Raw genomic sequence first — 26,739 nt, forward strand, 5'->3', positions numbered from 1 at the left:
TAATTGCTTCTGTTTCGAATTTGCTGATTTTACTACCTTCAATAGCATTTGAAGACCATACATGTTCAACTCGAATTTCTTTCTCTAAAGCCTTTAATTGATCTTGGTCTAATGGACGATATTTAGAAATTTGAGCTTTTAATTCGTCAAGATTTTTAAATTCCATTTGTTGTCTCCTCTTGTGATTTAGTTAATTCTTCACGTTTTTTAATACGACGTTAGAAAATATTGACTCAATTAGGTCAAATGAGTGCATTTGACTATCTTTGAGCCAAGAATATCTGCTTTCTTCTGCCAATATTCACGGAAAACCTTTTTAACACTCCGCCTAGTCAGAACCAGGCGAAACTGGAAGGACAACTTTCTATCCATTTCAACCAGTAGATTACTCGCAAACCAACTATTTTCTTTGTTAAGTGGATTCTCAAATGAGAGGAGTCCATTTAACAGGACGCAACACTACGCCCGCTATCCCTTTGTCGAATGAAAACTTAGGGAATGCTTTTTTAATGATTTGCAAAGCACCATTGACATCCGCATTGATCAAGCGTCCATCATTTGTTTTAAACAGGCCACGATGAATACGCCTATTGATCAGGGTTTTGTCTTGCTTTTGACGACTCCGGTTGCCATTCTCCCAACAAGGCTTTTCGTGGTCCAAAGCACTGGTTTGGCTAGTATAGGATTCGTTGGTTGTGATAACCGTGATCCCTTGCAGGTTGGCTTTATACTGAATCAGGTCAATCATCGTTTTGTGCGGAATGCCGATAAAATTCTGATTGCTTCTTTTACCCATGTCAGACGAGCGTTTCCAAGATTTGTTATTGCCAATGATAATCGTATTAGCTTCACAGCTTAGCGCATAGTTTACGATACGCTTGGATGCTTTGTGGGCGAATTGCCTAATCTTGGCATTGCGCCAGGCAGTCAATCGCTGCATGGCTTTAGTTTCTTGATAAACTGGCTTAGCTCCTTGCTTTGTCTGAACGGTGCTTTCTAGCTGATGATATTTAGCCTGCAAGCTTTTCAATCGAGAACGCTCTTTATTGTAGTATTGATTAACTGATTTTAGACTACGCCCATTGATTAATAAAGGACAGGTTCCAGTATTGCCAGCACAAGCAAAGGCATTATCGACTCCAGGATCAATCCCTATATATTTACCGTTGTCTGGCAAATAGCTGATTTCTTTATTCGTTTTGTACTGCACGATCAGACGATAACCGCCATAGGTTGGTTTAAAGGCTACTCGCTGTATTTTTTTAATTTTAGGGTCAAGCTTTATTTTAACCTGCAATTTAGAAATGATCAGATAATTACCTTTAAGCTTAGTATTCTGATTGGTCACAAAGAAAATATGCCTTTGATTTTGGCGTAAATATTTAGGAATCCGAGGACGGCCAGTAAACTTGGCCGGATTCTTTTGATATGCTTTTAGAGCCTTGAGCCATGCCGACCAGACGGTATTGACTTCTTTTAAAGTCTGTTGAGCGGATTGCACATAAAGCAGGTCATGGTAAAGCAGGGATTCTTTTTTAGCGTATCTTTCTTTGAAGAGCTGATCTAGTTGACTATAGCCTTTAATGTACTTTCTCTTAAAAAAGCCCTGGCGCAAATCATACAAAGCTCGATTGTACAGATCATGTGCTTTATGGCTGCATTGATCTAGCAACGGACTGGCTGCAATAAAATACTCGCTGGCTAGATATTCATACTGAAAGGTATTTCTAGGAATAGACTTATTGCTTTTCAATCTTCATGCCTCCTTTCCGATTAAGCGTTGCTTCAATTAATTCAAGTAAATCTAACGTAAAACAATGACATGTTAAATACAAAATTGCATCCCTGGGATGCAATTTTGCATTAAGGACACTGTTCTTTTAAGAAGATATTTTGTACTTGATTTAGCAAATTATCAAATTCAGTTGAGTCTTTAACATGTCCGATAACTTGCCCGTGTCTAGCGACAAAATCATATGACGACATTTGAAAAAGCAACGTATCACCATTAGTATGACTAGGATAGTCAACTACGTAAAATCTAAATGGATTATTGTCAATATGATTATGGATTATGGCTACCCACCATTTCATGCCCTGCATGTGGTTCTGCGTCTATCATGATAATGTCGCCTTGATGTACATTAAATTTTGCCATTTAAATCCTCTCTTTGCCTTTCGGCTCTAATTCACGGGGGTTGTAGCCTAATTCCTTGTATTCTCTTTTAATTTCTGTCTCATAATCATAATCATCATAAGATGGATCAGACCAAAGATCATAGCCATTATCTCTTACTCTTTTGTAAACAAGATCGCCATTCTTCTTCAAGTCTACCGAAAACTCAGCATCGACAGGAACATTAAGAGTTTTAGGAACAGTCAATACAACTGAATTTCCCTGTTGTCTTGTCTTCACTTTCATATTAATTTCTCCAAATCCACTATTTTTTCCTCTTATTTTCATCTACGTATCAAGTATATACCATGAATACGGTGAATACAAAAACCACATACTGCTTTTAATGATAAAGCCTAATATGTGTTTTTTCTAATAGCTTAAATTACTAACTTAATGCTGGTACAACAGATAATGTAATCTTAAAGCCAAGACCAGCAGCATATTTTCTTAAACTTGCTAAAGTTGGTTGCACAACAAGATTTTCTAATCTTGCAACTTGTGGTTGAGACATACCAATTTTTTGACCAAGCTGAGTTTGCGAAATATTCATCTTAATCCTTGTAGCATGTAAAAAGGCTAATGTATCAATTAAATTTCCTTCTTTTTCAGTCATATTAGTGAAACTTTTTGAATTTCTTTTAAAATCTTCCCATGTCCTCATATTATTTTCTAAACCTTTCATACCAATTCTGTGCTAACTTAACTGCTTTGTCCAATTGTCTGGATTAGTTTTATCTTGATCCTTTGTATAGTGACATAAAAGAACAAATTTATTTCTTTGCAATGAGATTTAAAAGACTCTTTCAGCCAAGGGTCTTAATCCCCATAAAGGAACTTTTAATCCTTTTAAATACTTAGCTTGAGGCATTTTTATTCCTATCCCTAATAATTTAATAACGAATTTTTTTGAAACCTGTTTATCTGTTATTTGATTACTTTCACTAATTAGATAAAGATAATCTTCTACTTCTCTTTTGCCTTTTCTATTTTCATAAAATATCACATCATACATTATCAGTAACCTTTCAGTACACTATTAACACAAAAGGTGTCTGAGAAAAAAGTAGATTTTTAGTTAATTTTTGAGTAAACGTCAAATAACCAAGTGTATCGATCAGGTCGCTACTTTCAGTTATGATTAACTTATCTAATTAAATGGAGGTTAAATAGATGCTCGAACAACAACCAATTGTAGCGCTCAATCATCCACTAGTATCAAAAAAGCCAGATCAGTCGCATAATGATCTATTGCTTAGCTTAAACAAGAATGATCTGGAATTGACCCTTTACAGCAGCCTGGATCCTAAACTTGTGGCTAAGATTCTGAAAAGAGTAGTATTATGATTAATCTATGTGACTTAGGTCGGGTTTATATCGTTTGCGGCAAAACTGATCTGCGCAAAGGCATTGATGGACTAGCAACCTTGGCTAAAGAACAGTTTGAGCTTGATCCTTTTAGTGGCAAAGTCTTCCTTCCTCTTTTGCGACGAACGCAAAGATCGCTTCAAAGCCCTTTATTGGGACGGACAAGACTATTGGCTACTTTATAAACGTTTTGAAAACGGCAAAATAAACTGGCCGCAGAATCAAAATGAGGTTCAAGCTTTGACTTCCAAGCAAGTTGACTGGCTGATGAAGGACTTTGCCATCACCCCAAAAATAAAGAACACGAAAGCGCGCAATTTCTACTGATTCTTGACATTGCGCGCTTTTTTGGCATAATTTTAACTAACAAATTTGGGAGGAAGCAAAATCATGTCAGAAGAACCTTTAGAAAAGATTATTACTCAACAAGCAGCCACTATTCAGATATTGCTGGACTGCAGCAAGCTTAACCTCATAACCGAATTTACTTTTTCTGGACATAAAAAATGATCCTACTTTCATAGATAACACTTTTATATACTTGTGTTGTCTACTTAAGTAGGATCATATCATTTATCAATACCAAGATTTAATAGGCTTTTGTTATTTCTAAGTTTTTTCCTAGAATCTTCATCTAAATAAAATCTTACTCGCAAAATTTACTATTGATCCAGCAAAAGAAAACAAACTTCTTTAATTATATACTTTTGGATATATTATTCCATAGGGTTTGAATAATTATTTCAACCTTTATTCAAATGAATTTCACGATCAAATATCTGACGTAATTCTGGACTAAAATTATGAGCAATAAAGAGAATTGTCGCCTTGCTTTTTAACAAATTCTCTAAAATCACTTTAGTACCTTTCTTATCGATCGCACTAGTACCTTCATCAATTAAAATGAGATTCGAATCATGAATTTTGGCACGTGCCAATACTATTTTTTGTCGTTGTCCACCGGAAATATTTAAATGGTCTAAATTTAATGTTTGTTCGAGCCCCTCTTTAAATTTATTAATATCCTTCTTAAAGCTGACCTCCTGCACAACTCGTTCAACTTGACCATCTAATTTATCATTAAACATTGTGATATTATCCTTAATTGTGGCTGGAAAGACACTTGGATCTTGCGGAATGTACCCAATTCTACTCATATCTGGTTTAATCGACTGTCCTTTTTCATCTTGGAAAATAACTTTACCTTTCGATGGCTTAAGTTCGCCCAAAATAAGTTTAAATAAAGTTGACTTCCCTGTACCAGAATCACCCGTTAATAATACTTTCTCACCATCTTTAATTTGAATATCTGGGTAGACTAACTTCTCACCATTAGGGAATTTTAACTCTAAATTCTTCGTTGAAAATCCCTTAGGTGCCACCTCATTTTCATCGGTTTTAGCTGGAACCCTAGCAGTTGTTTCATTAACTTCCGAAATTAATTGTTTGCTGCCCTTCATCTGTCCCCTTGTATTCACAATATTTTGGACAGCATAATTCAAATAAAAACGGAAGTTACCGATAATTAGTAGGGTACCAATGGTAACAGCGCCGTTTTTAACCAAATAGCCGGTTAAAACAAAGAGAATGAAACCAAAAAAAGCTGAAACAATTACGTTTACGGCGTTAAGCAATTTGATGTAATAGGTTTGCTTAACAGTCGCATCCTCAAGTTGTTTAGATGACTTTTCTGTGACTGCAAACAACTTAGCTCCTGCTAGAAATTGACGAATTTGTTCAAGGCCAGATAACCATTCATTTAATGTATCTAGATAAGCTTGATTTTGATCAGAAATCAACTTGGTAGCCTTTTGTAATGGCTTAGCAATAAGTTTAGGTAGAACTAAAGAAATGCCTACCATTAATACAATTACAATAAGCAGCTGCCAATTAAGCAGAATTAAATAAATTAAGACCGCAACAACGGTTACGATCCCATCAACTAAATAAGTAATTTGTTGATAGTAATTATCATTAATCATGACTAAATCGTTCGTTAATCTATTTTGCATCTCACTAACGTTATGTTTTTTTCCATCATGATAATAATGACTAACGATTTCAGATCTTACTTGATCATTAAGATCTTGTGTTTGGGCAGTAGTCAGATAAGTAAGACCACTACTAAGAACATATGACAGTAAAAGGACACCCAAGGTTATAGCTGTAATTAAAAGAAATTTACTTAGATTTTTAGCAAAAACAATATTTGTCTCTAATTGAATCATATAAGTATTTACAATATTTAAAATTGGTACAAAAACTGCACTAAAGATATACAGACAGAACCGAAGTGGATTAACTTGAATAAATTTTTTTAAGTTCATTGCTTGGCCTCATTGTTTACATTCGTTAGTTTTATTTCTTGATCAAATTTTGCTTTAATTTCTGGCGTTAAATTGTGGGCAATCATCAGAATTGTTTGATGACCTTCTAGCAAATTTTCAATTATCTTTTCTGCTGCTGCCTGATCTATGGCGCTAGTAACTTCGTCCATCAATACAAATGGTTGATTATAAATCTCACTTCTAGCCAAAACTATTTTCTGTCTTTGACCACCTGAAATATTTCCATTCTTTAAGTCAATAACTGTGTCCAAACCAGCTGGCATTTTGGCTATGTCTGTCGCAAATTGAACTCCACTAACTACACTTTGGAGTCGAGTAACTAATTTTTGGTTGAACATCGTTATATTGTTTTTAATAGAAACAGGAAAAACAATTGGATCTTGTGGCAAATAACCGATTTTTGCTTTAGAAAATGGAATTATTTGACCAGATTGATCTACAAACTTTATCTGACCTTCTGCAGGCTTCATTTTGCCTAAAAGTAATTTGAATAGAGTTGACTTACCTGCTCCTGAATCCCCCGTAAGCAAAACCTTTTCACCAGCTTTGATACTAAAGTTTGGATAAGAAATTTGTTCACCACCATTATATTTGGCAACTAAATTAGAAACAGTGACGCCATAAGCAAAGGTTCTATTTTGAGCTGTATTTTTAATCTTTTTACGAAGCAGAATGGTTTGTTCACGTAATACTTTAGTTGACTTGACTCGCGTAATCGCACCAGTCAGATCATAGATTGCAGCAAAAATTAAATAAGCAAATGCGCCTGCTACAGCCCAATCACCAAAAGAAATTTGATTGAAGATGAACAAAATACCAGCTAATAAAGACATCCCTGCTTGAGAAATTGCATCGCCAAAAGTATTGATCATATAAGAGATACTGCGATATTTCGCATTTTGCTTATTTGCTTCAACGTATGAATGACTAGCTTTATGAAGTTCACGACTCAAACGTGAATAAGCAGTATATCTTCTCAGCTCTTGCAAGCCACCAAGCCAATGTTCAATTCCATTTAGCAGTTTTGCATTTTTGGTGTTAACTTTATTCATTGTGGCTGAAGTTTTCTTTTCCATTATTTTAGGTAATAAGAGCGTAATGACTGCTAAAAAGGCTGTTAATACCAGAAGAAGCCAGTTCATACTGATTAAAAGGCCAATTGCAAAAACTAGTTGTAATACCGCATTCAGAATAGTAATCCAAGGAGTTGCGTAATCACTGTCGAGCGACTTCAAATTGGCTGTTAATTCATTTTGCATCTTGGAGACCTTTTCATCACCACCGGCATAATAGTGATGTGTAATTTCTTTTCGGATTTGATGAATGTAGCTTTGAACTTGTTTGGTCATGGTTAAAGTTGCTAAGGGCAGTAATAAAGCTGTTACTAATTCAAGAACTAATTGAATAACCTGCCATTGAATATAACCATTCATGTTACCACTAGTGATATCATTCAATGCATATTTAAATAAATATTCATTCAATGTACCGCCTAGGGTATATATGACAAACAAGAAGATAACTAATAAAGCCCGAGGAATATTTTGTTTAAATAACTCTTTAATTTTCATTTTATTGCTCCTAAGGTAATTGGATAGTATTAACAATGACTTGAAATCCTGAAACTGTCAAATAATCGTGTCGGGCTAAATATAGCTAATAAAATTGTTATAAAACCTATTATCCAAATAACAATCTTATTCGTAATTCCTTTATATACACCAGATATATTACAAAAAATAAAAAGATCAGTAATTATTGAAAAAACAGTAAGTAATAATATCAAAAAGAAATTAATTATCATGATGCTTTCTATGATGTTTTCTCATACTATTTTTATATGCTTGCCACAAAGGTTCCGAATCGAATCCAATTAAATTTACATATGGATCAGTCGTGCTACTATCAACAACATATTTTCCTAAACTCACATTATACTCATCTACTACAACAGTTGCATATTGTTCACTCACGCTTCTTCCATTAGATGCAGCACTTACTTGTTTAGGTATAGCCATTAACATCGCTACAGCTCCCGCTAACATTAATAAACCGATCCCTATTTTTTTCAATTTCATTATTTTATACCTATTTTTACCAATAAACGTAATCGGAAGTATAATATCATATTTTAATCCACTATGAGCAAATCATCATATTCGCCTGCATTTGACATCAAATTTGAAATTGAAGTGCATGGACGCTGGATTAAGGTGGAAAGATAATCACTTCTCACTCACATAAACCTGATGACTTCGTGGAAACTCATGCTTAAATGCCGCAGTAAAAGCATGCTTTGCCACATTATCAGCAATCGCAAATGTATTAACAGAATTCTCATATCCCTGCTCTGTTAATTTAATCTGTTCGCCATCACTCTCAATTGTTAGTGAACGATCTTTCTTCTTAGTAAGCAACACCACATATTTTGATTCTTTGCTTTTCAGTAGCTGTTTCATCAATGACTTTACTTGTTTTACCGGTATCTCACGCATAATTATTCGCCCAGCAACACTTTTACTCTTCTTAAAACCGGTAACTCTCTGGCCGCAATTAATTTACCAATTCTAGTTTCCACACATTTTTGATATTCTTTTTCAGCATCCCGATAACTCAACCTTAAAGTCGACAAATGAAAATCTTCTATTTCATCCTTAGTTAAATGTTTTTCACCAAAATAAGTGACTTTGCAAAGATAATAATTATTAATATTATGGCGATGAATCACATTATAGTAGTCACTAACTACACCAATCTTCGTAATAATTTCAACTTCAGCACCTAATTCTTCCTTGAGCTCTCGCTTAAGCGCAGTCTCTAGATCCTCACCGGTCTCAACACCACCACCAGAAGTTTCAATTAAAGTTGCCTTACCAAAATCATCATCACGCTTAGCCCTGACAAAATAGAAATCTTGTTGATCATCGACCACAATTGCTCGTACAATCTGGCGATCATGATCAGTATAAGTTAATGGCCATTCAGTATCTGACAATTGAATACTTAATTCCTGCATAGCTAAATCCTCTTTTGCAAAAAGATAAAGCCCAGCATTTGCTGGACTTTATCTTAATTGATAATCAAATGATTATTCTTCGTTTAATGATGAACGGTCGAATGAAACATCCTTAAGTTCGTCATCGATGGTCTTAGTACCCATCCAAGAAATCATTTCCTTCATCTTAGCAGTAATTGCTTCAGCACCTGGCAATAATAACTTACGTGGGTCGTAACCCTTGTTCTTCTTGTCAAGGTCCTTTTCAGCTTCGATGTACTTACGAGTAGCATCTTGGAATGCTAATTGGAATTCAGTGTTGATGTTGATCTTAGCAATACCAAGCTTAATAGCCTTCTTAACTTGGTCTTCAGGAATGCCTGAACCACCGTGCAATACAAGTGGAGTGTCAGGAACAGCTTCAGCAATTTCCTTAAGACGGTCGAAGTTCAAGCCCTTCCAGTCTGCTGGGTAAACACCGTGGATGTTACCAATACCACAAGCAAGCTTGTCAACGCCAGCTGCAACGAACTTCTTAGCATCTTCAACAGAAGCTAATTCACCGCCGCCTTGGTTTTCACCGATCTTACCGATTTCAGCTTCAACTGAAATACCACGTTCGTGAGCTAACTTGATGATTTCCTTAGTCTTAGCTAAGTTTTCTTCAGTTGGAAGTGCGTGACCATCAAACATAACTGATGAGTAACCAAGTGCAATACATTCCTTAGCTGATTCAAAGTCACCGTGGTCCAAGTTCAAGATAACTGGAACTGAGATGTTCATTGAATCCATTTGGTCAGCTACCATGTCCTTAACGAACTTGTAACCACCCATGTACTTAGCAGCACCAGTTGAAACTTGGATAAGTAATGGAGTTCTAGTTTCTTCTGCAGCACGTAATTCTGCACGAGTCCATTCCAAGTTGTTAGTGTTGTAAGCACCTACAGCGTAGTGGTGTTTACGAGCTTCTTTAAAGATTTCATTACCGTTGTCAAAATAAGCCATTAAAAAATACCTCCTAAATATCTTACATGCATATTGTACCCTAATTCTCGAAATATGAACAATTTTTCGCCAAAATGTAAGCGCTATTTTTGTATTTTCATAAATTTCAATTACATTTCCTTAGGAGCATTAACGCCTAAAAGTCTAAGTGCTTCAGTCAAAACAATTGATGTAGCTTGAACTAAAGCAAGACGAGCACCAATCTTGTCATCCTTAGTTAAAATCTTCACGTTTGCGTAGTATTTATTAAATTTCTTAGCTAAATCAAGAGCAAACTTAGCAATTACAGATGGTTCAAACTTATCAGCACTTCTTGCAATAATTCTTGGGAAGTCAGCTAAGTCCTTAGCTACGGCAAATGCCCAGTCATCATCTAAGGCAAAGTCGCCTTCACTTCGCTTTTCACCCATTGCAGCGGCTTTACGCAAGACACTTTGTGCACGAGCATTAGTGTATTGAACGTAAGGACCAGTGTCACCTTCGAAACGTACAACTTCATCTAAGTCAAAGTCAAAGTTGTCTAAACGATCATTCTTCAAATCGTGGAAAATAACTGCGCCGACACCTACGTCATGAGCCACTTGATCCTTATCAGCTAAATCTGGGTTCTTTTCTTCAATTTGCTTCTTAGCAAGAGAAATAGCATCCTTTAATACTTGATCAAGGAAGACAACGTTACCCTTTCTAGTAGATAACTTCTTACCGCCTTGGGTAATCAAACCAAATGGAACATGGTGAATTTCATCGGACCAATCATAGCCCATCTTCTTAAGAACAGTCTTAAGTTCTACAAAGTGTTGAGCTTGTTCGTTACCTACAACGTAGAGCATCTTAACAAAGTTGTATTCCTTCATTCTCCACTCAGCAGCTGCTAAGTCACGAGTTAAGTAAATTGAAGTACCATCTGATTTAACGATAATGGCTGGGTTTTCATCAGGTCCCATATCTACAACTTGTGCACCGCGTGATTCATGAAGCAAACCTTTTTCCTTCAATTCATCGATTACTGGTTGCATCTTGTCATTGAAAAATGCTTCACCGTTGTATGAATCAAAAGTTACACCCAATTCCTTGTAGATGCGCTTGAAGTCTTCAAGAGAAACTTCACGGAACCATTTCCACAATTTAACTGCTTCTGGATCACCGTCTTCAAGTTTCTTGAACCATTCACGACCTTCATCATCGAGTTCAGGATTATTTTCAGCTTCTTTGTGGAAACGAACGTAGTAATGGAAAAGATTCATAATTGGATCTTTCTTAACGTCTTCTTCGTTGCCCCAGTGCTTGTAAGCAGCAATCAACTTACCAAATTGAGTACCATAGTCACCAAGGTAGTTAATCTTGATTGGAGTATAACCAACCTTTTCCATTGTCTTAGCAATTGAATTACCAATTACAGTTGAACGAAGGTGGCCCATTGACATTGGCTTAGCAATGTTTGGTGAAGACATATCAATTGGTATGTTGCCTTCACCAAACTTTTGATCACCGTAATGTTCTTTTTCAGATAAAATATCCTTCAGAGTTGAAGAAACAAGCTTTTCATGATCAATTGCAAAGTTTACGTAAGGTCCAACTGCCTTGATGCTAGCAAAATTATCACTACTTAAGTTTTCTGCAATATCTTGGGCAATCATTGCAGGATTCTTGCGTAAAGTTTTAGCCAAAATAAATGCTGGGAAAGCATAGTCACCCATCTTAGCATTCTTAGGACGTTCAATTAATGCAGCAATTTTTTCTTTTGGTAAATCAACTTGGCTAGCAACTAAGTCAACAACTTCATTCTTAAAGTCCATATTTTCCTCTTTTCTAAACAAAAAAGCCTCTTCCTATCCTAGTATAGAAAGAGACGAGCATTAACCCGCGGTACCACTCAAATTGATACAAAGTATCCGCTTATTTAAAATCATTATTATTCAGTTAGACACGCCTTCGTTATTCCTTAATACCTATCTTCCACCAACATAGGCTCGCTTAAAAAAGAAAATAATTACTACTTCTAACTTACTGGCAAAGATGATTATAGCAGGAAAGAATGGTACTGGCTACTAATTTAGGTAAAAAAATATTCTTGTTCCGCTTCTAGCATCAACTTTTTTAATTCAGATTTACTAAAAGTAGCTCCATAGTCTTTGATTAGCTTCGACATAATCCAATCATCAGACTGATCAAGTTCGCGCACATTTTGAACGAATTTTTTACACCTATTCTTTGAGCTTCCAGTTTGCCTTCCCCTTTGCCTTCTCGACGCCCTTGGCGACATCCTTCTTTTCTAGCTTCTGCTCTTTCATCAGCTAACAGTACATCTAAGCTCATCTTTGCATCCCTTCACTCCGTACTTCTAATGTAATCTAAACGTTCCCGATCAATCTTCTTAATGAAATTACTACTATCTTTAGTCAACCTATATTTTATATAATCCAAAAATTCTTTTAGCTCTGGTGTAATCTGGCCTTTATAGCCTCTAGCATTAATCGAAATCCAATGTGTTTTCGTATTAGCTTGCGAATCAGGATTATCTTTATCTAAAAGAAACGTACCTTCATAGATATATTTTCCTTCGCCGAATGGATCGAATGGATAAATGAAAATAATATATGTTTCTCTAATTTGATCCAGATCTTCACCAGGCTTCAATGAATCTTGATCTGAGATAGATTGATAGTAGCGAAATCTGACACCAGGCCATTTTTGCTTGGTCGTTTGCATTTCTACATCAAAGATTTTTCCATCCTTGTTCTTTGCCCACAGATCCATGATTACATTCTTCTCTAGCAATTTCTTGTTTAACTGCTTCTGAGGTGTAACTTCAACTTCAGTTATCCCCAGATCTGGAAGAATACTCTGCAACAAGTGCAAGCAATTCTCTGTTTTGCTAAAAACATGCCCAAGGATGGGATCGCGAGTAATCGTTAGATTATGTTTTTCGTTTCGTACCACAATTATACCTTCCTTAACATAATTTGAGGTAAAAAATACCTCTACTATTTATTACGCAAAAGGGACAATTTTTTCGTGCACCTTAGAAGACTTCGTGGGTACTCACTTCATCTACACTTACGACAATGGTTGGGAATATGAATGGTACTGCAAAAATGATCACACTGTTGATTACCGCATTCACGGTGGCATGGTAGCTGGCCGCTGGGTAAAAGACCAAGAAGCTCATATCAATCTTTTAACCGACGGAGTATACAAGATTGCTTGGACAGAACCAACCGGTACTGATGTTGCACTTGACTTCATTCCTAATGAACACAAATTAAACGGAACAATTTTCTTCCCTAAATGGGGCCAAGATCATCCCGAAATCACAGTTTGTTACCAAAACGAACACATCGATTTAATGCATGAATCTCGTGAAAAATACGTTACCTACCCAAAGATGGTAGTTCCAGAATTTGCCAAAATCACTTATATCGGAGATGCTGGCACAGATAATGGAGAAACTATCGCTGAAGCACCTTATGAAGGTATGACTGACGACATTAGAAATGGCAATTATTACGATGAAAATTACCGCATCATCAAAAAAGATGGTCACAAGTACGTTCAAAAATAATTAATTCTTCTTTTTTGGTAAAATAAACTTATCAATTAAAGAAAAGATGATTTCATGCCAAAAAAACGCATACTTCCCTACATCATTATGGGAATTTTAAAACAAAACCCTAATTCAACAGGTAAAGAATTAACCAATCAATTTAACGAAGAAATCGGTGAATTCTGGAAAGCATCCCACAGCCAAATCTATCCTGAACTCAAAAAGATGCTAGCTGATGACTGGATTACCGAAACTCAAAAGGAAAACAACGAAAAAGAGATCAATTACTCACTAACTAAAAAAGGCGCTCTCCAATTAGAAAACTGGATAAAGCAGCCTATCACAGAATTAGCAGTCAGCCATGATCTCTTTTCACTCAAATTATTCTTCATTAATGATCAAAATGATCCACGGATTGCGGAATTAATCAATAAAGAAAAAGCATTGATCAAAACACAGTTGCAACACTTGTATGCTCGCAAGAAATTGCTATTTGATGATCAAAAAGATATAAAAAAAACTATGGTCATTACTTGATCTTAACGCGGGCTATCTCTCGTAATGAAGGTCAACTTGAATGGCTCAACTCACTATGAAAAAAGCGCTACTCAAAACTGAGTAACGCTTTTTCTGTATTAATGATCTTTAATAACTACCTTAGTGCCATCAGGAATATTATCCATTAACCACTTAGAGTCTGGTACACTGAGTCGAATACAACCATGAGAACCTTGAGTTCTACCCAACTTAGCAGCTTCCTTCATATTATAGCTACCATCACCCTTAGTTGGCACAGAGTGGAATAAGTAAACATTATCTGGACTCCAACTAGTCCAATTGTTAGCCCCTTCATTCAAATTATAGTTAAAGAAGCTATCACCACGACCAGCTTGAATAGTATAAGTTCCAGTTTGAGTAAGAGACTTGCCTTTCTTATAAATACCACCTGTTGACAGCATAGTATAAATTACTTTACCTTTTCTAAGCAAGTAGGTACGGTTGCCTTCAAGTGATACTCTTAAAGTCAAATCTTTTTCAGTAGGACTAATCTTAGGGTGCTTTTTAGTTTCGCTCTTTTTATTCCAAGTCCCCGCCTTTCTTAGATCCTTAGGATCTTTATAAGGGCGCAAAATATCACTATCTGCTTTGGTATTTTTATGTTTAGTTTTATTTTTCTTTTGTTTAGCAATTTTTTGGGTAGAAACAGCCTCTTGAGAAACGTCAGACTTCGGCGCACAAGCCTTAGCCAAACCAATAATAGCTCCGAAAGCAATTATAATACTAGCTACAACAACAATATTTTTCTTCATAAATATATTAATCTTCTTTATCTGTAGTTTTTAATAAAAATTATGCTACGCGTCTTCATAGCATTATGTTAAAAAAACATCCCTAAATAGTGGGATGTCTTTATGACTACTAAAATTTTAACATGTTTAGTCTAATTTGGAATATTTTTTCATTAATTTAGGCAATACTTTAGAAATTTTTGTTGGTCTAACCACATAATTATCTTTATTAATTAAATCACCAGCCAAAGAATGAATGTAAACTGCAGCTAAAACCGTATCCACGCTTGGGCCAAATTGTGCTACAAAGCCAGCAATAATGCCAGCCAAAGTATCGCCCATGCCGCCGGTAGCCATGCCAGGATTGCCAATTGGATTAACGAAAAATTGATCTGTTCCATCATAAACATGCGTATGATTAGATTTTAAAACCAGCATTGCATTGCTATCTGGAATCAATTGATTAAGAGCATCAATATTTGCGCTATCTGTTTGAAATGGAATACGAATTTCGCTTAATCTCTGCCATTCCATTTGATGCGGCGTCAAAATCAAATGTCCAGCATTAGCAGGTAACAAAGTTTTATCTTCACCGATCAAATCCAATGCACTAGCATCTAAAATTACCGTTTGATTTTCTGAAGTACATCTTCTTAAAATTACCAAAATTTGTCTTGCCAAATCGCTCATTCCAAGACCTGGCCCGCAGACAACTACGTCTACCTTTTTAATCAAATCAGCTAATTTGCTATCGTGCCAATCAATGAACATTGCCTCTGGCAAACGAGCATGTAAAGCTGACATATTAAGAGGATGCGTTGCAGTCGCTACTAAACCAGCACCAGCATTAACAGCACCTTCAGTAGACATAATAATTGCACCGCCATAGTTTTCGCTACCGCCGATTAAAAGCACGCGACCATATTTTCCTTTATAACTATCGCTGGCTCTTTTTTTGATAACTTTCTTTAAAATGTCTTCAGTTATTTCTGTCATTTTATCTGCCTCCGAAAAGCATCCGCCAAATTCTCACAAAGAAGTTAACCTTACCATTTGCGGCAAGTGCCTTAGCTTTTACATTCATTCCGTTAGGATTTGATAATGAAACAATCTTTTCATTGCCAGATTTAAATTGATAATTGCCAACTACTTGACCTTTAGTAATTGGTGCTTCGATTGTTTGCTTGTTTAATTTAGCTACTAAAGTCTTGCCATCAGCAGGATCCCAAATAGTGGTCTTTTCCTTAAGACCTAAATTAGTAGTAGCGTTATCTCCATCAGTTACCTTGATGTTTTTGACACCAGCCATTTGACTGCCTGCATTAAAAGTTACAGGACGATACTTAGTGAAGACATAGTTCATTAACTTCTTAGTTTGCATAAAACGTGCAGGATCAGTACCATCCTTATGACGTGCACCCATGACTACAGTGATTAAACGCGCACCAGCATGATTAACAGTTCCGATAAAGCAAGCACCTGCAGCGTCAGTGGTACCAGTCTTCAAGCCATCTACTGGGTATGCTTGGTCATATTGAGAAAGACCTTTTAGCATCCAATTAAAGTTAGCCATCTTAGTAGTATGACCTTGGTCTTTGAAATCTAAATGAGCTAACTTAGTAGTATCTAAGACTTCAGGGAAATCTTGAATTAAGTTTTGACCTACAATTGCCATATCCTTAGCTGACATGGAATTTTCAGCATTTTTATTTACACCAGGATATGCATCCTTGCCTACATTGCCATTTGGCAAACCACAAGCAGTGTAAATTTTCGCATCTTTAATGCCCCATTTCTTTACTTGGGAACGCATTTGATCAATGAATGCCTTTTGTGAACCAGCAATAGTTTGCCCAAGAAGCATGGCAGCACCATTAGCTGATTCGATCAAAGTTGCTTGATACAGCTGCTTAATTGTATAAGAATGACCCATCTTAAGAGGAACATTTGAGTATTCAGCATTGTTAGCTACCTTCACAATAGAAGCAGTAGGCTTAACTTTTTGATCCCAAGCTAATTTTTGATTCTTAATTGCATTTAACGTTAAGTAAACTGTCATCAGCTTAGTCATAGAAGCAATTGGCAATGTTTTATCCGCATTTTTTGCATACAAAACTTGTCCACTATTACTATCAATAGCAATTGCTGACTTAACATTTAATTTCACTTGATCTGTTTGGTAATTAGCCACATCTGCTTTAGCAGGTGCAGAAAATGTTGCACCACACGATACTAATGAAATAAGAGCAACGAGACTGATAACAGCTCGTTTTATCTTTTTACTAAAAAACATGAAACCCGTCCTTTTGAATAATAAAGTATATTTATGGTTACATTTTACCAAATATTTGGTATTATTATTCATGTACATGAGAAAAATGCCCGCTTGGCGGAATTGGCAGACGCGCAGCGTTCAGGTCGCTGTTCAGGTGACTGAGTGAAGGTTCGAATCCTTTAGCGGGCATAAGTAAAGACCTAGCAGTATTTGCTAGGTCTTTTTGCTATAATCAAAAAATCACTGCATATTACTATCACCGTCACTTGCTGTATAATTATAAGTAAGCAATAGCAAATAGAAATGAGGCTATTATTATGCAAAAAAGATTAACTAAATCACCTGATAAAATTTTAGCTGGTGTATTTGGCGGTATCGCTAATTACTTCGGTTTTGATCCAGCTTGGGTAAGAATTATCGGTGCAGCTATAATTCTGTTCACTGGTATTTTCCCTGGCATCGCACTTTACATCATTGCCGCAATGGTAATGCCAGAACCTGGTGCATCATCCCCTAAAGCTGAAAAACACGACACAGATTATCAAACTGGTCGTCCTAACAGTATGGATGGTGATTTTACCAAAACAAATGATGAAAAAGAATCAGATTCCAAAGACAATGAATAACTAAAAAGCGAGGAAGTTGCTTAAAACAGCTTCCTCGCTTTTTTTAACATTAATTTTATTCTACATGTGCAATGGCTTAACTTCTGGTCTAAATAGCAAAACATGAGTTGAACCACCAAAATGGAACATCCCTAGCTGATCGCCTTTGTTAACATGTTGACCAATCCGCACGGTAATTTCATTGTTAGAAACATCATCCATGCCAACAGCAACAAAGCACATCAAACCAATCTTAGGATTATCGGCCTGAATGAAGATCACTGCTCTAGTAGCAGTCGATGTCAAGAATGCCTGAGAATTATTTGCGGCAACCTTATCATATCAATGGCGATTAATTTAATATCTTTCATATTTTACTCGTTTATATTTTTATTACTTTGGCTATTTATCGATTATGTATTTAACTCTAATTCTATCATTTATATTTTTTCAATTATTGAAAAACATTTTATTTTAAATTCTTGAAAAAATTTTGCCAACTTTTTGCGTATTAGATTGATGACATTATAATAAATGCTAAAGGAAAGCCTAACGGTGAAAGCAAAGACATGTTAGGCTTAGTCGATTTGATCAATGATCGTCCAGTGCATTTAAACAAATACTTTGACTGGGCACAAAAGAAAATTAAGGAATTAAATGATGATTCAAAATGGAAGGACAAGATTATGGACTATGAGACAAGACTTTTAGAAGGGAAAGAAGAAGCTACAATTGCTGGTCTTAAGAAGTTGATTGCTGCTTTAAGAGACTTTGGTGGAACCAATCAGCAAATTCTACATCGATTAGAGATTGATTATGGTGATCAGTTCACTAAAAAGGAATTAGAAAACTTCATGAAACAAGCTTAACCAATAATTTGCAAACAAAAAGTCGTTACTCACTTTTGAGCAACGACTTTTATTATTAACTTACTTTTCTTCTGCCTTAACTTTTTCTAACGCCTGTACAAATACTTCATATGGTTATGCACCGCTGATTGCATATTTATGTTGATCACAAAGAATGGCGCACCTTGAATGCCTAATTGCTGTGCTTCAACTTCATCCCCAACAACTTGGCGTTCATATTGATCAGAAGCAAAAATTTTTTCTACTTCATCTTTATCAAGACCAGCTTCAACTGCAGCTGCAGTCAACACGTCTTTATCCGCAATTGATTTTCCATCTGTGAAGTATACCTTGTAAAAACGATTGATTACTCTTTCCACCAAGTCACGATCATTTTTACTCTCAGCTAACTTGATCAAACGGTGAGCACCCATCGTATTAGTAGGTAACTTTATCTAAATGAAATTCCAAAACTTCACCAGCAGCCATTTATGAGATGTACGCCATCTTCTGCTTAGCATCTGCTTCAAGTTCTTTCTTGCCACTAGTAAAGTGATTGATATAGTCTCCACTTTTAGCAGTCTTAGCTTCCATTGGATTCAATTGAAATGACTTAAGTTCCAACTTAGTATCATCGTAGAATGCCAACTTCCTTCATGGCCTTCTTCATTCTAGTTGAGCCAATGTAGCAAAATGGGCATGCAATATCTGACCAGTATTTAATTTCCATCTTCTACCTCATTAATCAGTTAATTCGCTAATATATTCGAAGGCGTTTTGCCCGGCAATACCACCATCACCAACAGCTGTTACAATTTGACGCAATTTCTTTTGACGAACATCACCAACAGCATAAATTCCAGGAACTGTGGTTTCCATTTGATCATTAGTGATAATCCAGCCTTGATCATCGGTAATCTTTAATTCCTTAAAAGGTTCACTGTTTGGCACATTACCGATGTAAATGAAGACACCTGAAGCATCAATCACTTTATCTTCGTCAGTCTTCTTATTGTGTACCTTAACACCAGTGACTTTGTTTTCATCGCCAACAATTTCTACTGGAACACTGTCCCAAGTAAATTCCATCTTAGGATTCTTGAAGGCACGTGTTTGCAATACCCTTTCAGCACGAAGTTGATCACGACGGTGAATTACATCGACATCCTTAGCCAAATTTGCTAAGTAAAGTCCTTCAGAAATGGCGGAATCACCACCACCTACGACAGCAACATTTTCATCTTTGAAAAATGCACCGTCGCAGACAGCACAGTAAGAAACGCCTCTGCCGCTATATTCTTCTTCACCAGGAATACCGAGCTTACGATTAGTTGAACCAGTCGCAATAATTACTGCCTTAGCTGTGATATCTTCTGGATCCATCTTAACGATGCGTTTTTGACCATCTAATTCAATCTTTTGCACATCGCCATAGACAAATTCAACGCCTTGTTTAGTAGCACTCTTGTACATTTTTTCGCCCAAATCTGGTCCCATAATTGATGGAAAACCTGGGTAGTTTTCAACTTCAGCAGTATTATTCATTTGACCGCCATAAACTCCACGATCAATCATTGCAACCTTCAAATTAGCTCTAGCTCCATACATTGCGGCAGTCATACCACCAGGACCTGCACCAATTACAACTAAATCATATTCTTTCATCGTTATTACCTCGTTAAGTTTTATCCTAAACAGTTATTCTACAAATTTGTTGAACTATATATTATAGTATCACTAACTTTTTGTAAGTCAACTACTTAGCTAAAAAAATTAAATCTACTTCGTAGCTTTTTCATTTTGCCACTCAGCTACACTATGGTTAAAGACACTAACACGCTTGTAACCCTTAGCCTTCAGCTTTTTACCAACACAGTCTGCATAGCCACATAGACGTCCGCGACAATAAACCATCACATCTTGATTTGGCTTAAATGGCAAATTTTCAAAATCAATTTCATTAAATGGAATATTATGAGCTCCAGGCAAATGAACATTGTTAAATTCATCGGTCGGACGCAAATCTAATATATATGTCGTTGCCATATTTTGATTTTTCAAATCTGATATTTCAGTTTGTGGCAACGTATCATACGATTTCTCAAGATTTCGCATTTCTGGCAATGATTTTTCGGCTAAATTCGTCAGCAATACTAGCAATTGACTTACCTGTTCATTGGCTAATGCATAAAAAACAAAATTTTTGCTTTTTTCCTCTTTAACTAAATTTGCCTGCTTTAATATTTGCAAATTCTTAGAGGTGGTACCAACGCTAATATTAATTGCCTTCGCGATCTCCTCCACAGATTTTGGGCCTTGGTCCAAAATGAAAATAATTTTCAAACGAGTCAGATTGCTGACGGCTTTACCGATGCGCAGCACTTGATCAAAAGCATTATTCTGATAGGTAATTGCTGGATTATCTTGCATGCTCCTTCACCTCTTTTGATTTTAACGCACTAAAGTAATAATCAAATAATGTTTTGAACTGATTGCGATCTAAAAATTTATTAAATTGATCAACTTTATGTCCGTTCTTAATCAAGACAATGCTAGGTGCTGACCAAACTGCAAATTTAGTAGCCAATTTCGGTTTTTCATTTACATTTATTTCGTAAAAATGCACCGCATCGCCAACTATTTGAGCAAATTCTTTTACAACATTAGTTTCGCTATAACATTGAGCGCACCAATCATTGTCAAAATATAAAACTGCATTTCCTGGCATTATATCCAGATTATTTTTGATCATCTTGGACATTTTTCTTAGCTTTGCTCCAATCAATTTCACAGCCATCTGGACCACAAACACCTGCACTTAAGTAAGTTGTTGTCATCATTAAGAGAAGCAAAAGCTGATTGCAATTTCTTTTTGTCTTGATTCTTTTCAGTCATTTTATTTTTTTCTTAAGTATTCTACGTTTTTGTTTAATTCCATAATCATCATATCACTTACTTTTTATTAGTCAATATTTTTGTACAAAAAAGCGATGCATTTGCATCGCTCTTCATTAGGGAAAAATGTTATCTAAAAATTATTGGCTTGACCGAGGGCTACGGCGGTTCAACTGCTGCAGCTACATTTTCATTGTTGCTTTCGCCAATTTGTGGCAAAGTATGATGAATCTTGCCATTTGCATCAACGTAGCCAACTACATTGCCGTTATGATCAACTACTTCGCCGTTTGGCAAAATAGATTCGCCATTGCCTGGGGCAGTTTCACCAATTGGTTTGTAATTACTATTCTCACCATAAGGGCTTCTATTGTTTGACCAATTATTCATCGGTTTTAAAGCTGACGTATGCTTCTTGTTCTTGTGGTGACGACGTGGCGTTGGAACATCAGGTTCATCTGGCTCTGGAGTATTATCCTTTTCTGGAGTCTTTGGAGGTTCTGGAGTTGGTGTTGGCTGTGGAGTTGGATTATCTGGAGCTGGCGGTTGTGTACTTTCCTTAATATAAGGGACATTCACATTTTGACTTGGATTCTTTGCCGGAGCAACTGGATCATTTGGTTTACCTTGTTCAGGTTTATATCCAGGAACAACCAGAATTCTGCCATCAATCACTTTAGTTGGGTCATCAGGATCCGTTGGAAAAATCGGATGTTCAGCTCCAGGAATTGGTTGGTCATTTGAATCAACTGGAATGATATGTCCATTTGAAGCATAAGTTACAGTCTTAGTAATATCTTCTTCAGTAACTTTAGTTGCAGGAATATTCTTCACATCTGCATGATAACCATTAATTACCGGCGTATTGACTTACTTATAATCGATCTGACTTGGTTGCCACTTAGTAGAAGAAATAATGTTTCCAGTCACTCTATCAACCGTAATCGAACGTGTCAAAGTTACATTTTGAACATTATCAGACGGAGTTTGATCACCAGCACCTACATAATGAATGGTTTCCTTCACAGATTTAGAATAATCTACATCATTATCTGTAACTTTCGGACTGTTTGGATCATTAGGATTAATTGGTTCACCAGGTTTTGCTGGATTGTCATGTGGATTATATGTAACCGTGCCATGCTTCATTATTACTTCATAAACATGGTTATCGTTTTCTTTGGTAAATTCGCTGTGACCAGTTGAATCAGTGTAGCCATCTTTTACTAATACATAGCCTTCGTTTTCAAGCTTCTTGATTTCTGCAGTAGTTGTGTAGGTAATCTTTGTGCCAAATTTACCAGTTGGAGTAGCCGTATCAAGAATGGCATCGTTGTCATCTTGGTCGACATAGTTAATTACGATGCGGCCATCGCCAATGATTGGAACATAAGGAACATCAGTATCCTTAGTTGGATTTTCTGGTGTTATTTTTTTGCCTGGATTCTTTGGATTGTAGCCTGGAACTTCAGGTACACCTTCGTTTGGAAGCACCTTAGTTGGGTTCTTTGGATCGTTCTTGTATTCAGGTGTTGGAGCGCCGGGAATTGGCTTGCCATCTGGGCCTACTGGAACAATTTCACCAAGCTTGTGATATACAACATTAACTACAACATTACATTTGGATCTTTAACCATTACCTTTTGCCCTGGTACATATGCACCATTATTATCAACAGTAATGCCATTCTTATCTGCAACATAGCCTTTGGTACATCAACGTTGTTGTAAGTATGACTATCCCCATTGATTGGCTTGCCATCTTTCAAATTGAAGACAAAGTCGTTTTGTACATTTGATGGTTGAAGCTTCTTGCCTTCTTCATCAACAAAGTTGACTGTTTGACTGGTCTTGACTTCACTTTCAATTGGTGGAGTGTTCTTCTTGTAAACAGTCTTTGTTGGTTCAGTTGAATTCTGTGGCGTTACCTTAACAGTATTAGTCTCAGGATCTGGTGTTACACCTTCTGGTTGTTTATCTTTTGGTTCAATAGTCCAGCCGGTTGGAACTTGTGGACTATCCTGATTTAGCTCTACTTTAGTTTGATTATCTGGATCATTCTTATATGGAGTCTTTGGTACGCCTGGAATTGGGGTACCTTCTGGATCTACTGGAATAATGCCGGCAAGTTTGTCATAAATAACTGTGTCTTCTAGATTTCTTTGTACCTTGATTTGACCAGGAACAATATTAGTAACAGGTGCACCATCTTTGGTAGTCTTTTCAGCTACATAACCAATTTCAACTGGAACATTGAAGTTATTGTATCTATCATCGTTGCCAACTAATTGCCACTTAGTAGTATATTCACCATCTGGCACTACCTTATTAGTAACTTCATCAACAGTGACTTGACGAATCCAATTTGATGATTGAACTGCATCTGGAGCAAGCTATTTGCCTTCTTTAGTTTGGTAATGCAAGGTTGAAGTAAATGTCTCAGTTAATTGATCAGGATTTACTCCATGCTTATCTGGAGTATTTGGATTTACCGGAATCATATTATGAGCCAAGTGAACAGTTACCGTCGTGTCTTGAGCAGGAATAGTTGTTGGAAGAGTACCATCAGTTCTTACATAGTGGTAGTGCTTCTTTTTCCAACCTTCGATGGCTTTATTGATATCATCTTGAGTGTACTTAACAGGTGTACCTTCATCTTGTTCACCTGAAGTCCAGCCTCCTGGCAAATTCTTGTCATCGGTATCATCGTGATAAATAACAGTTACAGTTGCTTGTTGAACATCTGGATTCTTAGCTTTATAAACAACATAAATATCGCCTGGTGTCATCTTATGAGCTGGCTTGCCTTCTTCTTGAACCCAGCCCTCACACAAACCAAAGTTTGAGAAACAGTGTGCATGTGCCAATGATTAATGTATCCCGGCTCAAATGAAACATTTGAAATACTGCAATTAGCCTTATTAGCAAGTGGGTTCAAACAACTTTCACCAGTAAAATATTTCGCATAAGCTGTGTTAGGTTCACCAAAACCAAATGAACTGTTTTTTTACTTCTTCTTCGTTTTTAGCCATTTTTCTTCTCCTTTGCTTAACTCAATTACATTGTATGCTTAGAAATTAAGCTTGAGAAATATCTATAATTACTGGCTAGCCATAACTTTTACTTATGCAAAATGCTATAATGGACTTCCTTGGCAGGGGCGACAAAGACGATTTCTCAGAGATTTCGTCTTTTTTCTCCGTTTTTAATGTAAACGCTTTATATTTATTAAATTCTATGCTAAAGTAAAAATTGTAAAGATAAAGAGTATGAATAAGATAAATATCAAAATTATTTATCTCCAAACTAAGGGGATGGCAATTATGACTACAATTATTGGAATTTCTTTTTTGGCACTTGAATTGCTCGGTGTATTTATTTTATCAGCAGTTTCACCAAATTGATTTTTAGTCTTTTAGACTCCTAAAATTATTAATATCACTCAAAAACTACTAGATTCCTAGATGGATCTAGTAGTTTTTCTATTATTTTTCAAAAAAATTTTACCTGTTTTTTGTGTATTAGATAGTAGAGGGCTTCGCCCTACTCTACAGAAAGCAGGTGTGTTATAAAGGAAACACCTAAAGTAATTAAACCGTGGTATGACTTCCTGTTATAATTAATGGCAAAGGAATTCCTAATGGTGAAAGCGCAGATCAGGTGGGTTTAGTTAACCTGATCAACGACCGCCCTGTAGTCAAAAAGCCAGGCAAAATTTGCCTGGCTTTTCGTATCTAAATCTATCTTTACTTGAGCTTGTCAGCATCTAGGGCTGTTGTGATCTCTACTTTTGTAGCCTTATTTGCACGAACATATCTATTCTTTCCTACTCTGTAATATTTCTTACCATGGATTTTAACTATCTTGGCATCATTCCATGCCCAGTAGCATTTACCCTTAGTCAATGTAATATGTTTCTTAAGTAACTCACCGTTTTTATCATATAAACGTGCTCTGTAATGTTTTATCTTGATTGTTTTAACGGTTTGCAAGTTAGCTACTTTGATAAACTTACCGTTGGCTAAACGATAGAACTTTTTACCCTTAATTCTAAATTCTTCGCCGTTGTTCCAAACGTAAACGAACTTACCATGCTTTATAACAGTCAACTTATGCTTCTTAACAGTTGCTTTGCCATTTGCATCGTAAAGGTATGAGTTGTGAACCACAAGTTTCTTAAGTAAAGTGCTGAACAACTTCACATACTTGTTGTCACCGATTTAAACGTACTTCTTGCCTGCCAAGGTAGTAATTTGACCCTTGTGCCATGCAGAAATAGTATTGCCCTTTTCAAGCAAAGTGTTCTTGCCATCTGTGATTACTACATTTCCATTTGTATCATAAACGAAGGCGTTGTGAGTTAAGGTTAGGGTGATGGCGTTGTCTAGGTTGTAGGTATTGTTAGTAGTTTCATTTGTATGTGGAACTACAGGTTGATCGACCTTTGGTTCTTCAGATGGAGATGGAATATTTTCACCTGGAATAAATTCTGATTGACCAGTGTAGTTTGGATCAAAGTGAACATTAAATTTCTTCTGAGTAACATTACCCAACTTATCATCTACTTCAACCGTAATAATATGGTCAGTTGACTTACCATTATTATCGTCTAAATTAATATCGTAATTGATAGTGTATGGACCATATGGATTCATTGATTGGTCAGACTCTGGGTAGTAATTAACGTTATTTCCACTACTACGTTGAGTAAATACATTATTGCCATCTACAAAAACTCTGTAGCCATCTTCATTGTCATTAGCAATTCCTGAAATATGAAGTACTGGTTGATTTGTAACAGAAGGGATTTCTAAATCAAGTATTGGTTCTTCTTCATCCATTTCCCAGATAAAGAGACCAGAAACCTTATTTCCATCTTTAGTTGTATAAATATATTTAACAGCTTTTTCACCAGCTTTAATTGGTGCTCTAAATTTAAACTTAAAGTTGCTTGCCTTATCAAACGTTACCAAATTTTGCTTATCATTTTCAGAATTACTTTGAGTAATTGCAACTAATTTAACAACTTTATCTGGATTAACTCGACCAGTTACAGTAAATTCCCCAGTTTCTCTATTATAAAATCCTTTTTTCACCAAATTATCTACACCAATACGAGGTGATTTGGTTATCCCATTTGGCATAAATATTTTATTAAATGAAATATCACTAGATTCAACAGAAGTATTATGATCATCCGAATCATCACCATCATCTACTTCATCTGAGTCATCTTGCTTTCCTGCAATTGTAGCTACAACAGTATTATCTGCAACATCACTTAATGCAACCGATATGTAATCATTATCTCCTGATAATGCATCAACTTCGTCATTATCAAAATGAATTATAAAATGGCCCTTATTTTATCGGAATTATCAAATTATTTTGA

At 36.1% G+C, this 26,739-nt stretch carries 32 protein-coding genes, 1 tRNA gene and 5 pseudogenes; 9 read left to right on the forward strand and 29 right to left on the reverse strand.

Going from position 1 to position 26,739, the window contains the following annotated elements; genetic code table 11:
• From HMPREF0518_RS11060 to HMPREF0518_RS06350, 6 genes and pseudogenes are all read right to left on the reverse strand, one after another.
• Positions 1-166 (reverse strand): annotated as a pseudogene (locus HMPREF0518_RS11060) (Fic family protein); the annotation flags it as partial.
• A 258-nt stretch (positions 167-424) separates the two neighbouring features.
• Positions 425-1,753 carry an RNA-guided endonuclease InsQ/TnpB family protein gene (locus HMPREF0518_RS06330; RefSeq protein ID WP_003627222.1) on the reverse strand — a complete coding sequence of 443 codons (1,329 nt, stop codon included), beginning with the start codon at positions 1,751-1,753 and terminating at the stop codon, positions 425-427.
• A gap of 110 nt (positions 1,754-1,863) precedes the next feature.
• Complete coding sequence (locus tag HMPREF0518_RS06335; RefSeq protein ID WP_023192992.1) at positions 1,864-2,094, reverse strand: hypothetical protein; 231 nt, start codon at positions 2,092-2,094, stop codon at positions 1,864-1,866.
• 64 nt (positions 2,095-2,158) lie between these two features.
• Complete coding sequence (locus HMPREF0518_RS06340) at positions 2,159-2,422, reverse strand: AbrB/MazE/SpoVT family DNA-binding domain-containing protein (RefSeq protein ID WP_012212167.1); 264 nt, start codon at positions 2,420-2,422, stop codon at positions 2,159-2,161.
• Positions 2,423-2,564: 142 nt separating this feature from the next.
• Complete coding sequence (locus HMPREF0518_RS06345; RefSeq protein ID WP_003627226.1) at positions 2,565-2,861, reverse strand: helix-turn-helix domain-containing protein; 297 nt, start codon at positions 2,859-2,861, stop codon at positions 2,565-2,567.
• 108 nt (positions 2,862-2,969) lie between these two features.
• Positions 2,970-3,191, reverse strand: coding sequence for a hypothetical protein (locus tag HMPREF0518_RS06350; protein ID WP_003627229.1), 222 nt, complete (start codon positions 3,189-3,191; stop codon positions 2,970-2,972).
• A 158-nt stretch (positions 3,192-3,349) separates the two neighbouring features.
• Here HMPREF0518_RS06350 and HMPREF0518_RS10320 point away from each other — a divergent pair, with 158 nt between their 5' ends.
• The 3 genes from HMPREF0518_RS10320 to tnpB (HMPREF0518_RS06355) are packed head-to-tail and all read left to right on the forward strand — an operon-like array spanning position 3,350 to position 3,871.
• Positions 3,350-3,523 (forward strand): hypothetical protein, encoded by a 174-nt coding sequence (locus HMPREF0518_RS10320; protein ID WP_003627230.1) that lies wholly within the window; start codon positions 3,350-3,352, stop codon positions 3,521-3,523.
• A complete protein-coding gene (gene tnpB, locus HMPREF0518_RS10965; RefSeq protein ID WP_023192088.1) occupies positions 3,520-3,729 on the forward strand; it encodes an IS66 family insertion sequence element accessory protein TnpB in 210 nt (69 codons plus the stop codon). The genes HMPREF0518_RS10320 and tnpB (HMPREF0518_RS10965) overlap by 4 nt, the downstream gene beginning before the upstream one ends.
• On the forward strand, positions 3,638-3,871 hold the full coding sequence (gene tnpB / locus HMPREF0518_RS06355) for an IS66 family insertion sequence element accessory protein TnpB (protein ID WP_003627231.1): 234 nt from the start codon (positions 3,638-3,640) through the stop codon (positions 3,869-3,871). The genes tnpB (HMPREF0518_RS10965) and tnpB (HMPREF0518_RS06355) overlap by 92 nt, the downstream gene beginning before the upstream one ends.
• 416 nt (positions 3,872-4,287) lie before the next feature.
• On the opposite strand, the gene HMPREF0518_RS06360 is transcribed toward tnpB (HMPREF0518_RS06355), so the two are convergent.
• The 9 genes from HMPREF0518_RS06360 to HMPREF0518_RS06400 all read right to left on the reverse strand — a co-directional run bounded on the left by HMPREF0518_RS06360 (position 4,288) and on the right by HMPREF0518_RS06400 (position 12,832).
• Complete coding sequence (locus tag HMPREF0518_RS06360; protein ID WP_003627233.1) at positions 4,288-5,871, reverse strand: ATP-binding cassette domain-containing protein; 1,584 nt, start codon at positions 5,869-5,871, stop codon at positions 4,288-4,290.
• The gene (locus HMPREF0518_RS06365) at positions 5,868-7,463 is read right to left on the reverse strand and encodes an ATP-binding cassette domain-containing protein (RefSeq protein ID WP_003627234.1); all 1,596 of its coding nucleotides are present in this window, start codon (positions 7,461-7,463) and stop codon (positions 5,868-5,870) included. The genes HMPREF0518_RS06360 and HMPREF0518_RS06365 overlap by 4 nt, the downstream gene beginning before the upstream one ends.
• A 222-nt stretch (positions 7,464-7,685) precedes the next feature.
• The gene (locus HMPREF0518_RS06370; RefSeq protein ID WP_003627237.1) at positions 7,686-7,970 is read right to left on the reverse strand and encodes a hypothetical protein; all 285 of its coding nucleotides are present in this window, start codon (positions 7,968-7,970) and stop codon (positions 7,686-7,688) included.
• A gap of 147 nt (positions 7,971-8,117) precedes the next feature.
• A complete protein-coding gene (locus HMPREF0518_RS06375) occupies positions 8,118-8,387 on the reverse strand; it encodes a hypothetical protein (protein WP_003627240.1) in 270 nt (89 codons plus the stop codon).
• A 2-nt stretch (positions 8,388-8,389) separates the two neighbouring features.
• Complete coding sequence (locus tag HMPREF0518_RS06380; protein WP_003627241.1) at positions 8,390-8,908, reverse strand: NUDIX domain-containing protein; 519 nt, start codon at positions 8,906-8,908, stop codon at positions 8,390-8,392.
• A 72-nt stretch (positions 8,909-8,980) separates the two neighbouring features.
• On the reverse strand, positions 8,981-9,892 hold the full coding sequence (locus HMPREF0518_RS06385; protein ID WP_003627244.1) for a class II fructose-bisphosphate aldolase: 912 nt from the start codon (positions 9,890-9,892) through the stop codon (positions 8,981-8,983).
• A 110-nt stretch (positions 9,893-10,002) separates the two neighbouring features.
• Entirely contained in the window at positions 10,003-11,688 is a 1,686-nt protein-coding gene (gene argS, locus HMPREF0518_RS06390) for an arginine--tRNA ligase (protein WP_003627246.1), read from the reverse strand.
• Positions 11,689-12,028: 340 nt separating this feature from the next.
• A complete protein-coding gene (locus HMPREF0518_RS10095) occupies positions 12,029-12,208 on the reverse strand; it encodes a hypothetical protein (protein ID WP_003629886.1) in 180 nt (59 codons plus the stop codon).
• Positions 12,209-12,220: 12 nt separating this feature from the next.
• Positions 12,221-12,832, reverse strand: coding sequence for an Rpn family recombination-promoting nuclease/putative transposase (locus HMPREF0518_RS06400; RefSeq protein WP_003627248.1), 612 nt, complete (start codon positions 12,830-12,832; stop codon positions 12,221-12,223).
• Positions 12,833-12,926: 94 nt separating this feature from the next.
• On the opposite strand from HMPREF0518_RS06400, the gene HMPREF0518_RS06405 reads away from it, so the two are divergent.
• Positions 12,927-13,454 carry a phenolic acid decarboxylase gene (locus tag HMPREF0518_RS06405; protein WP_003627249.1) on the forward strand — a complete coding sequence of 176 codons (528 nt, stop codon included), beginning with the start codon at positions 12,927-12,929 and terminating at the stop codon, positions 13,452-13,454.
• Between the two features lie 54 nt (positions 13,455-13,508).
• A pseudogene (locus HMPREF0518_RS06410) lies at positions 13,509-14,032 on the forward strand (PadR family transcriptional regulator).
• 39 nt (positions 14,033-14,071) lie between these two features.
• Here HMPREF0518_RS06410 and HMPREF0518_RS06415 read toward each other — a convergent pair.
• The 3 genes from HMPREF0518_RS06415 to HMPREF0518_RS06425 form a co-directional block, all read right to left on the reverse strand.
• On the reverse strand, positions 14,072-14,746 hold the full coding sequence (locus HMPREF0518_RS06415) for a L,D-transpeptidase (protein WP_003627252.1): 675 nt from the start codon (positions 14,744-14,746) through the stop codon (positions 14,072-14,074).
• 126 nt (positions 14,747-14,872) lie between these two features.
• Positions 14,873-15,721 carry an NAD(P)H-hydrate dehydratase gene (locus HMPREF0518_RS06420; protein ID WP_003627254.1) on the reverse strand — a complete coding sequence of 283 codons (849 nt, stop codon included), beginning with the start codon at positions 15,719-15,721 and terminating at the stop codon, positions 14,873-14,875.
• Position 15,722: 1 nt separating this feature from the next.
• Entirely contained in the window at positions 15,723-17,018 is a 1,296-nt protein-coding gene (locus tag HMPREF0518_RS06425; protein WP_003627256.1) for a serine hydrolase, read from the reverse strand.
• A gap of 87 nt (positions 17,019-17,105) precedes the next feature.
• Here HMPREF0518_RS06425 and HMPREF0518_RS06430 point away from each other — a divergent pair.
• Both HMPREF0518_RS06430 and HMPREF0518_RS06435 read left to right on the forward strand, forming a co-directional pair.
• Positions 17,106-17,189, forward strand: a tRNA-Leu gene (locus HMPREF0518_RS06430).
• 128 nt (positions 17,190-17,317) lie between these two features.
• The gene (locus HMPREF0518_RS06435; RefSeq protein ID WP_003627258.1) at positions 17,318-17,626 is read left to right on the forward strand and encodes a PspC domain-containing protein; all 309 of its coding nucleotides are present in this window, start codon (positions 17,318-17,320) and stop codon (positions 17,624-17,626) included.
• 75 nt (positions 17,627-17,701) lie between these two features.
• On the opposite strand, the pseudogene HMPREF0518_RS06440 reads toward HMPREF0518_RS06435, so the two are convergent.
• A pseudogene (locus tag HMPREF0518_RS06440) lies at positions 17,702-17,944 on the reverse strand (phosphatidylserine decarboxylase); the annotation flags it as partial.
• Positions 17,945-18,174: 230 nt separating this feature from the next.
• On the opposite strand from HMPREF0518_RS06440, the gene HMPREF0518_RS06445 reads away from it, so the two are divergent.
• Positions 18,175-18,474 carry a hypothetical protein gene (locus HMPREF0518_RS06445; RefSeq protein ID WP_003627262.1) on the forward strand — a complete coding sequence of 100 codons (300 nt, stop codon included), beginning with the start codon at positions 18,175-18,177 and terminating at the stop codon, positions 18,472-18,474.
• Between the two features lie 114 nt (positions 18,475-18,588).
• Here HMPREF0518_RS06445 and HMPREF0518_RS10800 read toward each other — a convergent pair.
• The 8 genes and pseudogenes from HMPREF0518_RS10800 to HMPREF0518_RS10330 all read right to left on the reverse strand — a co-directional run bounded on the left by HMPREF0518_RS10800 (position 18,589) and on the right by HMPREF0518_RS10330 (position 24,214).
• A pseudogene (locus HMPREF0518_RS10800) lies at positions 18,589-19,183 on the reverse strand (DsbA family oxidoreductase).
• Positions 19,184-19,194: 11 nt separating this feature from the next.
• The gene (gene trxB / locus HMPREF0518_RS06455; RefSeq protein WP_003627265.1) at positions 19,195-20,118 is read right to left on the reverse strand and encodes a thioredoxin-disulfide reductase; all 924 of its coding nucleotides are present in this window, start codon (positions 20,116-20,118) and stop codon (positions 19,195-19,197) included.
• 114 nt (positions 20,119-20,232) lie between these two features.
• Complete coding sequence (locus tag HMPREF0518_RS06460) at positions 20,233-20,883, reverse strand: metalloregulator ArsR/SmtB family transcription factor (RefSeq protein ID WP_003627267.1); 651 nt, start codon at positions 20,881-20,883, stop codon at positions 20,233-20,235.
• On the reverse strand, positions 20,873-21,250 hold the full coding sequence (locus HMPREF0518_RS06465) for a thioredoxin family protein (RefSeq protein ID WP_243419527.1): 378 nt from the start codon (positions 21,248-21,250) through the stop codon (positions 20,873-20,875). Before HMPREF0518_RS06465 ends, HMPREF0518_RS06460 begins: the two co-directional genes overlap by 11 nt.
• Positions 21,251-21,507: 257 nt before the next feature.
• Positions 21,508-22,182, reverse strand: coding sequence for a hypothetical protein (locus HMPREF0518_RS06470; protein ID WP_003627271.1), 675 nt, complete (start codon positions 22,180-22,182; stop codon positions 21,508-21,510).
• Positions 22,183-22,218: 36 nt separating this feature from the next.
• Positions 22,219-22,842 (reverse strand): mucin-binding protein, encoded by a 624-nt coding sequence (locus tag HMPREF0518_RS06475; protein WP_003627272.1) that lies wholly within the window; start codon positions 22,840-22,842, stop codon positions 22,219-22,221.
• Between the two features lie 142 nt (positions 22,843-22,984).
• A pseudogene (locus tag HMPREF0518_RS06480) lies at positions 22,985-23,725 on the reverse strand (hypothetical protein); the annotation flags it as partial.
• 15 nt (positions 23,726-23,740) lie between these two features.
• A complete protein-coding gene (locus HMPREF0518_RS10330; protein WP_023190438.1) occupies positions 23,741-24,214 on the reverse strand; it encodes a mucin-binding protein in 474 nt (157 codons plus the stop codon).
• Between the two features lie 402 nt (positions 24,215-24,616).
• On the opposite strand from HMPREF0518_RS10330, the gene HMPREF0518_RS10970 reads away from it, so the two are divergent.
• Complete coding sequence (locus HMPREF0518_RS10970; protein WP_003627275.1) at positions 24,617-24,751, forward strand: hypothetical protein; 135 nt, start codon at positions 24,617-24,619, stop codon at positions 24,749-24,751.
• Positions 24,752-25,093: 342 nt separating this feature from the next.
• Here the strand turns inward: HMPREF0518_RS10970 and HMPREF0518_RS06490 are convergent, their stop codons facing one another.
• Positions 25,094-25,549, reverse strand: coding sequence for an SLAP domain-containing protein (locus HMPREF0518_RS06490; protein WP_003627276.1), 456 nt, complete (start codon positions 25,547-25,549; stop codon positions 25,094-25,096).
• Between the two features lie 18 nt (positions 25,550-25,567).
• Positions 25,568-26,491, reverse strand: coding sequence for an SLAP domain-containing protein (locus tag HMPREF0518_RS06495; RefSeq protein WP_003627277.1), 924 nt, complete (start codon positions 26,489-26,491; stop codon positions 25,568-25,570).
• Positions 26,492-26,739 lie beyond the last annotated feature (248 nt).

This window comes from Lactobacillus helveticus DSM 20075 = CGMCC 1.1877 (assembly GCF_000160855.1).
GTDB classification, from domain to species: Bacteria; Bacillota; Bacilli; order Lactobacillales; family Lactobacillaceae; genus Lactobacillus; species Lactobacillus helveticus.

Coding starts and splice junctions, on each gene's coding strand:
- HMPREF0518_RS06335 (WP_023192992.1), bottom strand. CDS start 2,094: ATGAAATGGTGGGTAGCCATAATCCATAATCATATTGACAATAATCCA.
- HMPREF0518_RS06340 (WP_012212167.1), bottom strand. CDS start 2,422: ATGAAAGTGAAGACAAGACAACAGGGAAATTCAGTTGTATTGACTGTT.
- HMPREF0518_RS06345 (WP_003627226.1), bottom strand. CDS start 2,861: ATGAAAGGTTTAGAAAATAATATGAGGACATGGGAAGATTTTAAAAGA.
- HMPREF0518_RS06350 (WP_003627229.1), bottom strand. CDS start 3,191: ATGTATGATGTGATATTTTATGAAAATAGAAAAGGCAAAAGAGAAGTA.
- HMPREF0518_RS10320 (WP_003627230.1), top strand. CDS start 3,350: ATGCTCGAACAACAACCAATTGTAGCGCTCAATCATCCACTAGTATCA.
- tnpB (WP_023192088.1), top strand. CDS start 3,520: ATGATTAATCTATGTGACTTAGGTCGGGTTTATATCGTTTGCGGCAAA.
- HMPREF0518_RS06360 (WP_003627233.1), bottom strand. CDS start 5,871: ATGAACTTAAAAAAATTTATTCAAGTTAATCCACTTCGGTTCTGTCTG.
- HMPREF0518_RS06365 (WP_003627234.1), bottom strand. CDS start 7,463: ATGAAAATTAAAGAGTTATTTAAACAAAATATTCCTCGGGCTTTATTA.
- HMPREF0518_RS06370 (WP_003627237.1), bottom strand. CDS start 7,970: ATGAAATTGAAAAAAATAGGGATCGGTTTATTAATGTTAGCGGGAGCT.
- HMPREF0518_RS06375 (WP_003627240.1), bottom strand. CDS start 8,387: ATGCGTGAGATACCGGTAAAACAAGTAAAGTCATTGATGAAACAGCTA.
- HMPREF0518_RS06380 (WP_003627241.1), bottom strand. CDS start 8,908: ATGCAGGAATTAAGTATTCAATTGTCAGATACTGAATGGCCATTAACT.
- HMPREF0518_RS06385 (WP_003627244.1), bottom strand. CDS start 9,892: ATGGCTTATTTTGACAACGGTAATGAAATCTTTAAAGAAGCTCGTAAA.
- argS (WP_003627246.1), bottom strand. CDS start 11,688: ATGGACTTTAAGAATGAAGTTGTTGACTTAGTTGCTAGCCAAGTTGAT.
- HMPREF0518_RS10095 (WP_003629886.1), bottom strand. CDS start 12,208: ATGAGCTTAGATGTACTGTTAGCTGATGAAAGAGCAGAAGCTAGAAAA.
- HMPREF0518_RS06415 (WP_003627252.1), bottom strand. CDS start 14,746: ATGAAGAAAAATATTGTTGTTGTAGCTAGTATTATAATTGCTTTCGGA.
- HMPREF0518_RS06420 (WP_003627254.1), bottom strand. CDS start 15,721: ATGACAGAAATAACTGAAGACATTTTAAAGAAAGTTATCAAAAAAAGA.
- HMPREF0518_RS06425 (WP_003627256.1), bottom strand. CDS start 17,018: ATGTTTTTTAGTAAAAAGATAAAACGAGCTGTTATCAGTCTCGTTGCT.
- HMPREF0518_RS06435 (WP_003627258.1), top strand. CDS start 17,318: ATGCAAAAAAGATTAACTAAATCACCTGATAAAATTTTAGCTGGTGTA.
- HMPREF0518_RS06445 (WP_003627262.1), top strand. CDS start 18,175: ATGTTAGGCTTAGTCGATTTGATCAATGATCGTCCAGTGCATTTAAAC.
- trxB (WP_003627265.1), bottom strand. CDS start 20,118: ATGAAAGAATATGATTTAGTTGTAATTGGTGCAGGTCCTGGTGGTATG.
- HMPREF0518_RS06460 (WP_003627267.1), bottom strand. CDS start 20,883: ATGCAAGATAATCCAGCAATTACCTATCAGAATAATGCTTTTGATCAA.
- HMPREF0518_RS06465 (WP_243419527.1), bottom strand. CDS start 21,250: ATGGCTGTGAAATTGATTGGAGCAAAGCTAAGAAAAATGTCCAAGATG.
- HMPREF0518_RS10970 (WP_003627275.1), top strand. CDS start 24,617: ATGAATAAGATAAATATCAAAATTATTTATCTCCAAACTAAGGGGATG.
- HMPREF0518_RS06495 (WP_003627277.1), bottom strand. CDS start 26,491: ATGCCAAATGGGATAACCAAATCACCTCGTATTGGTGTAGATAATTTG.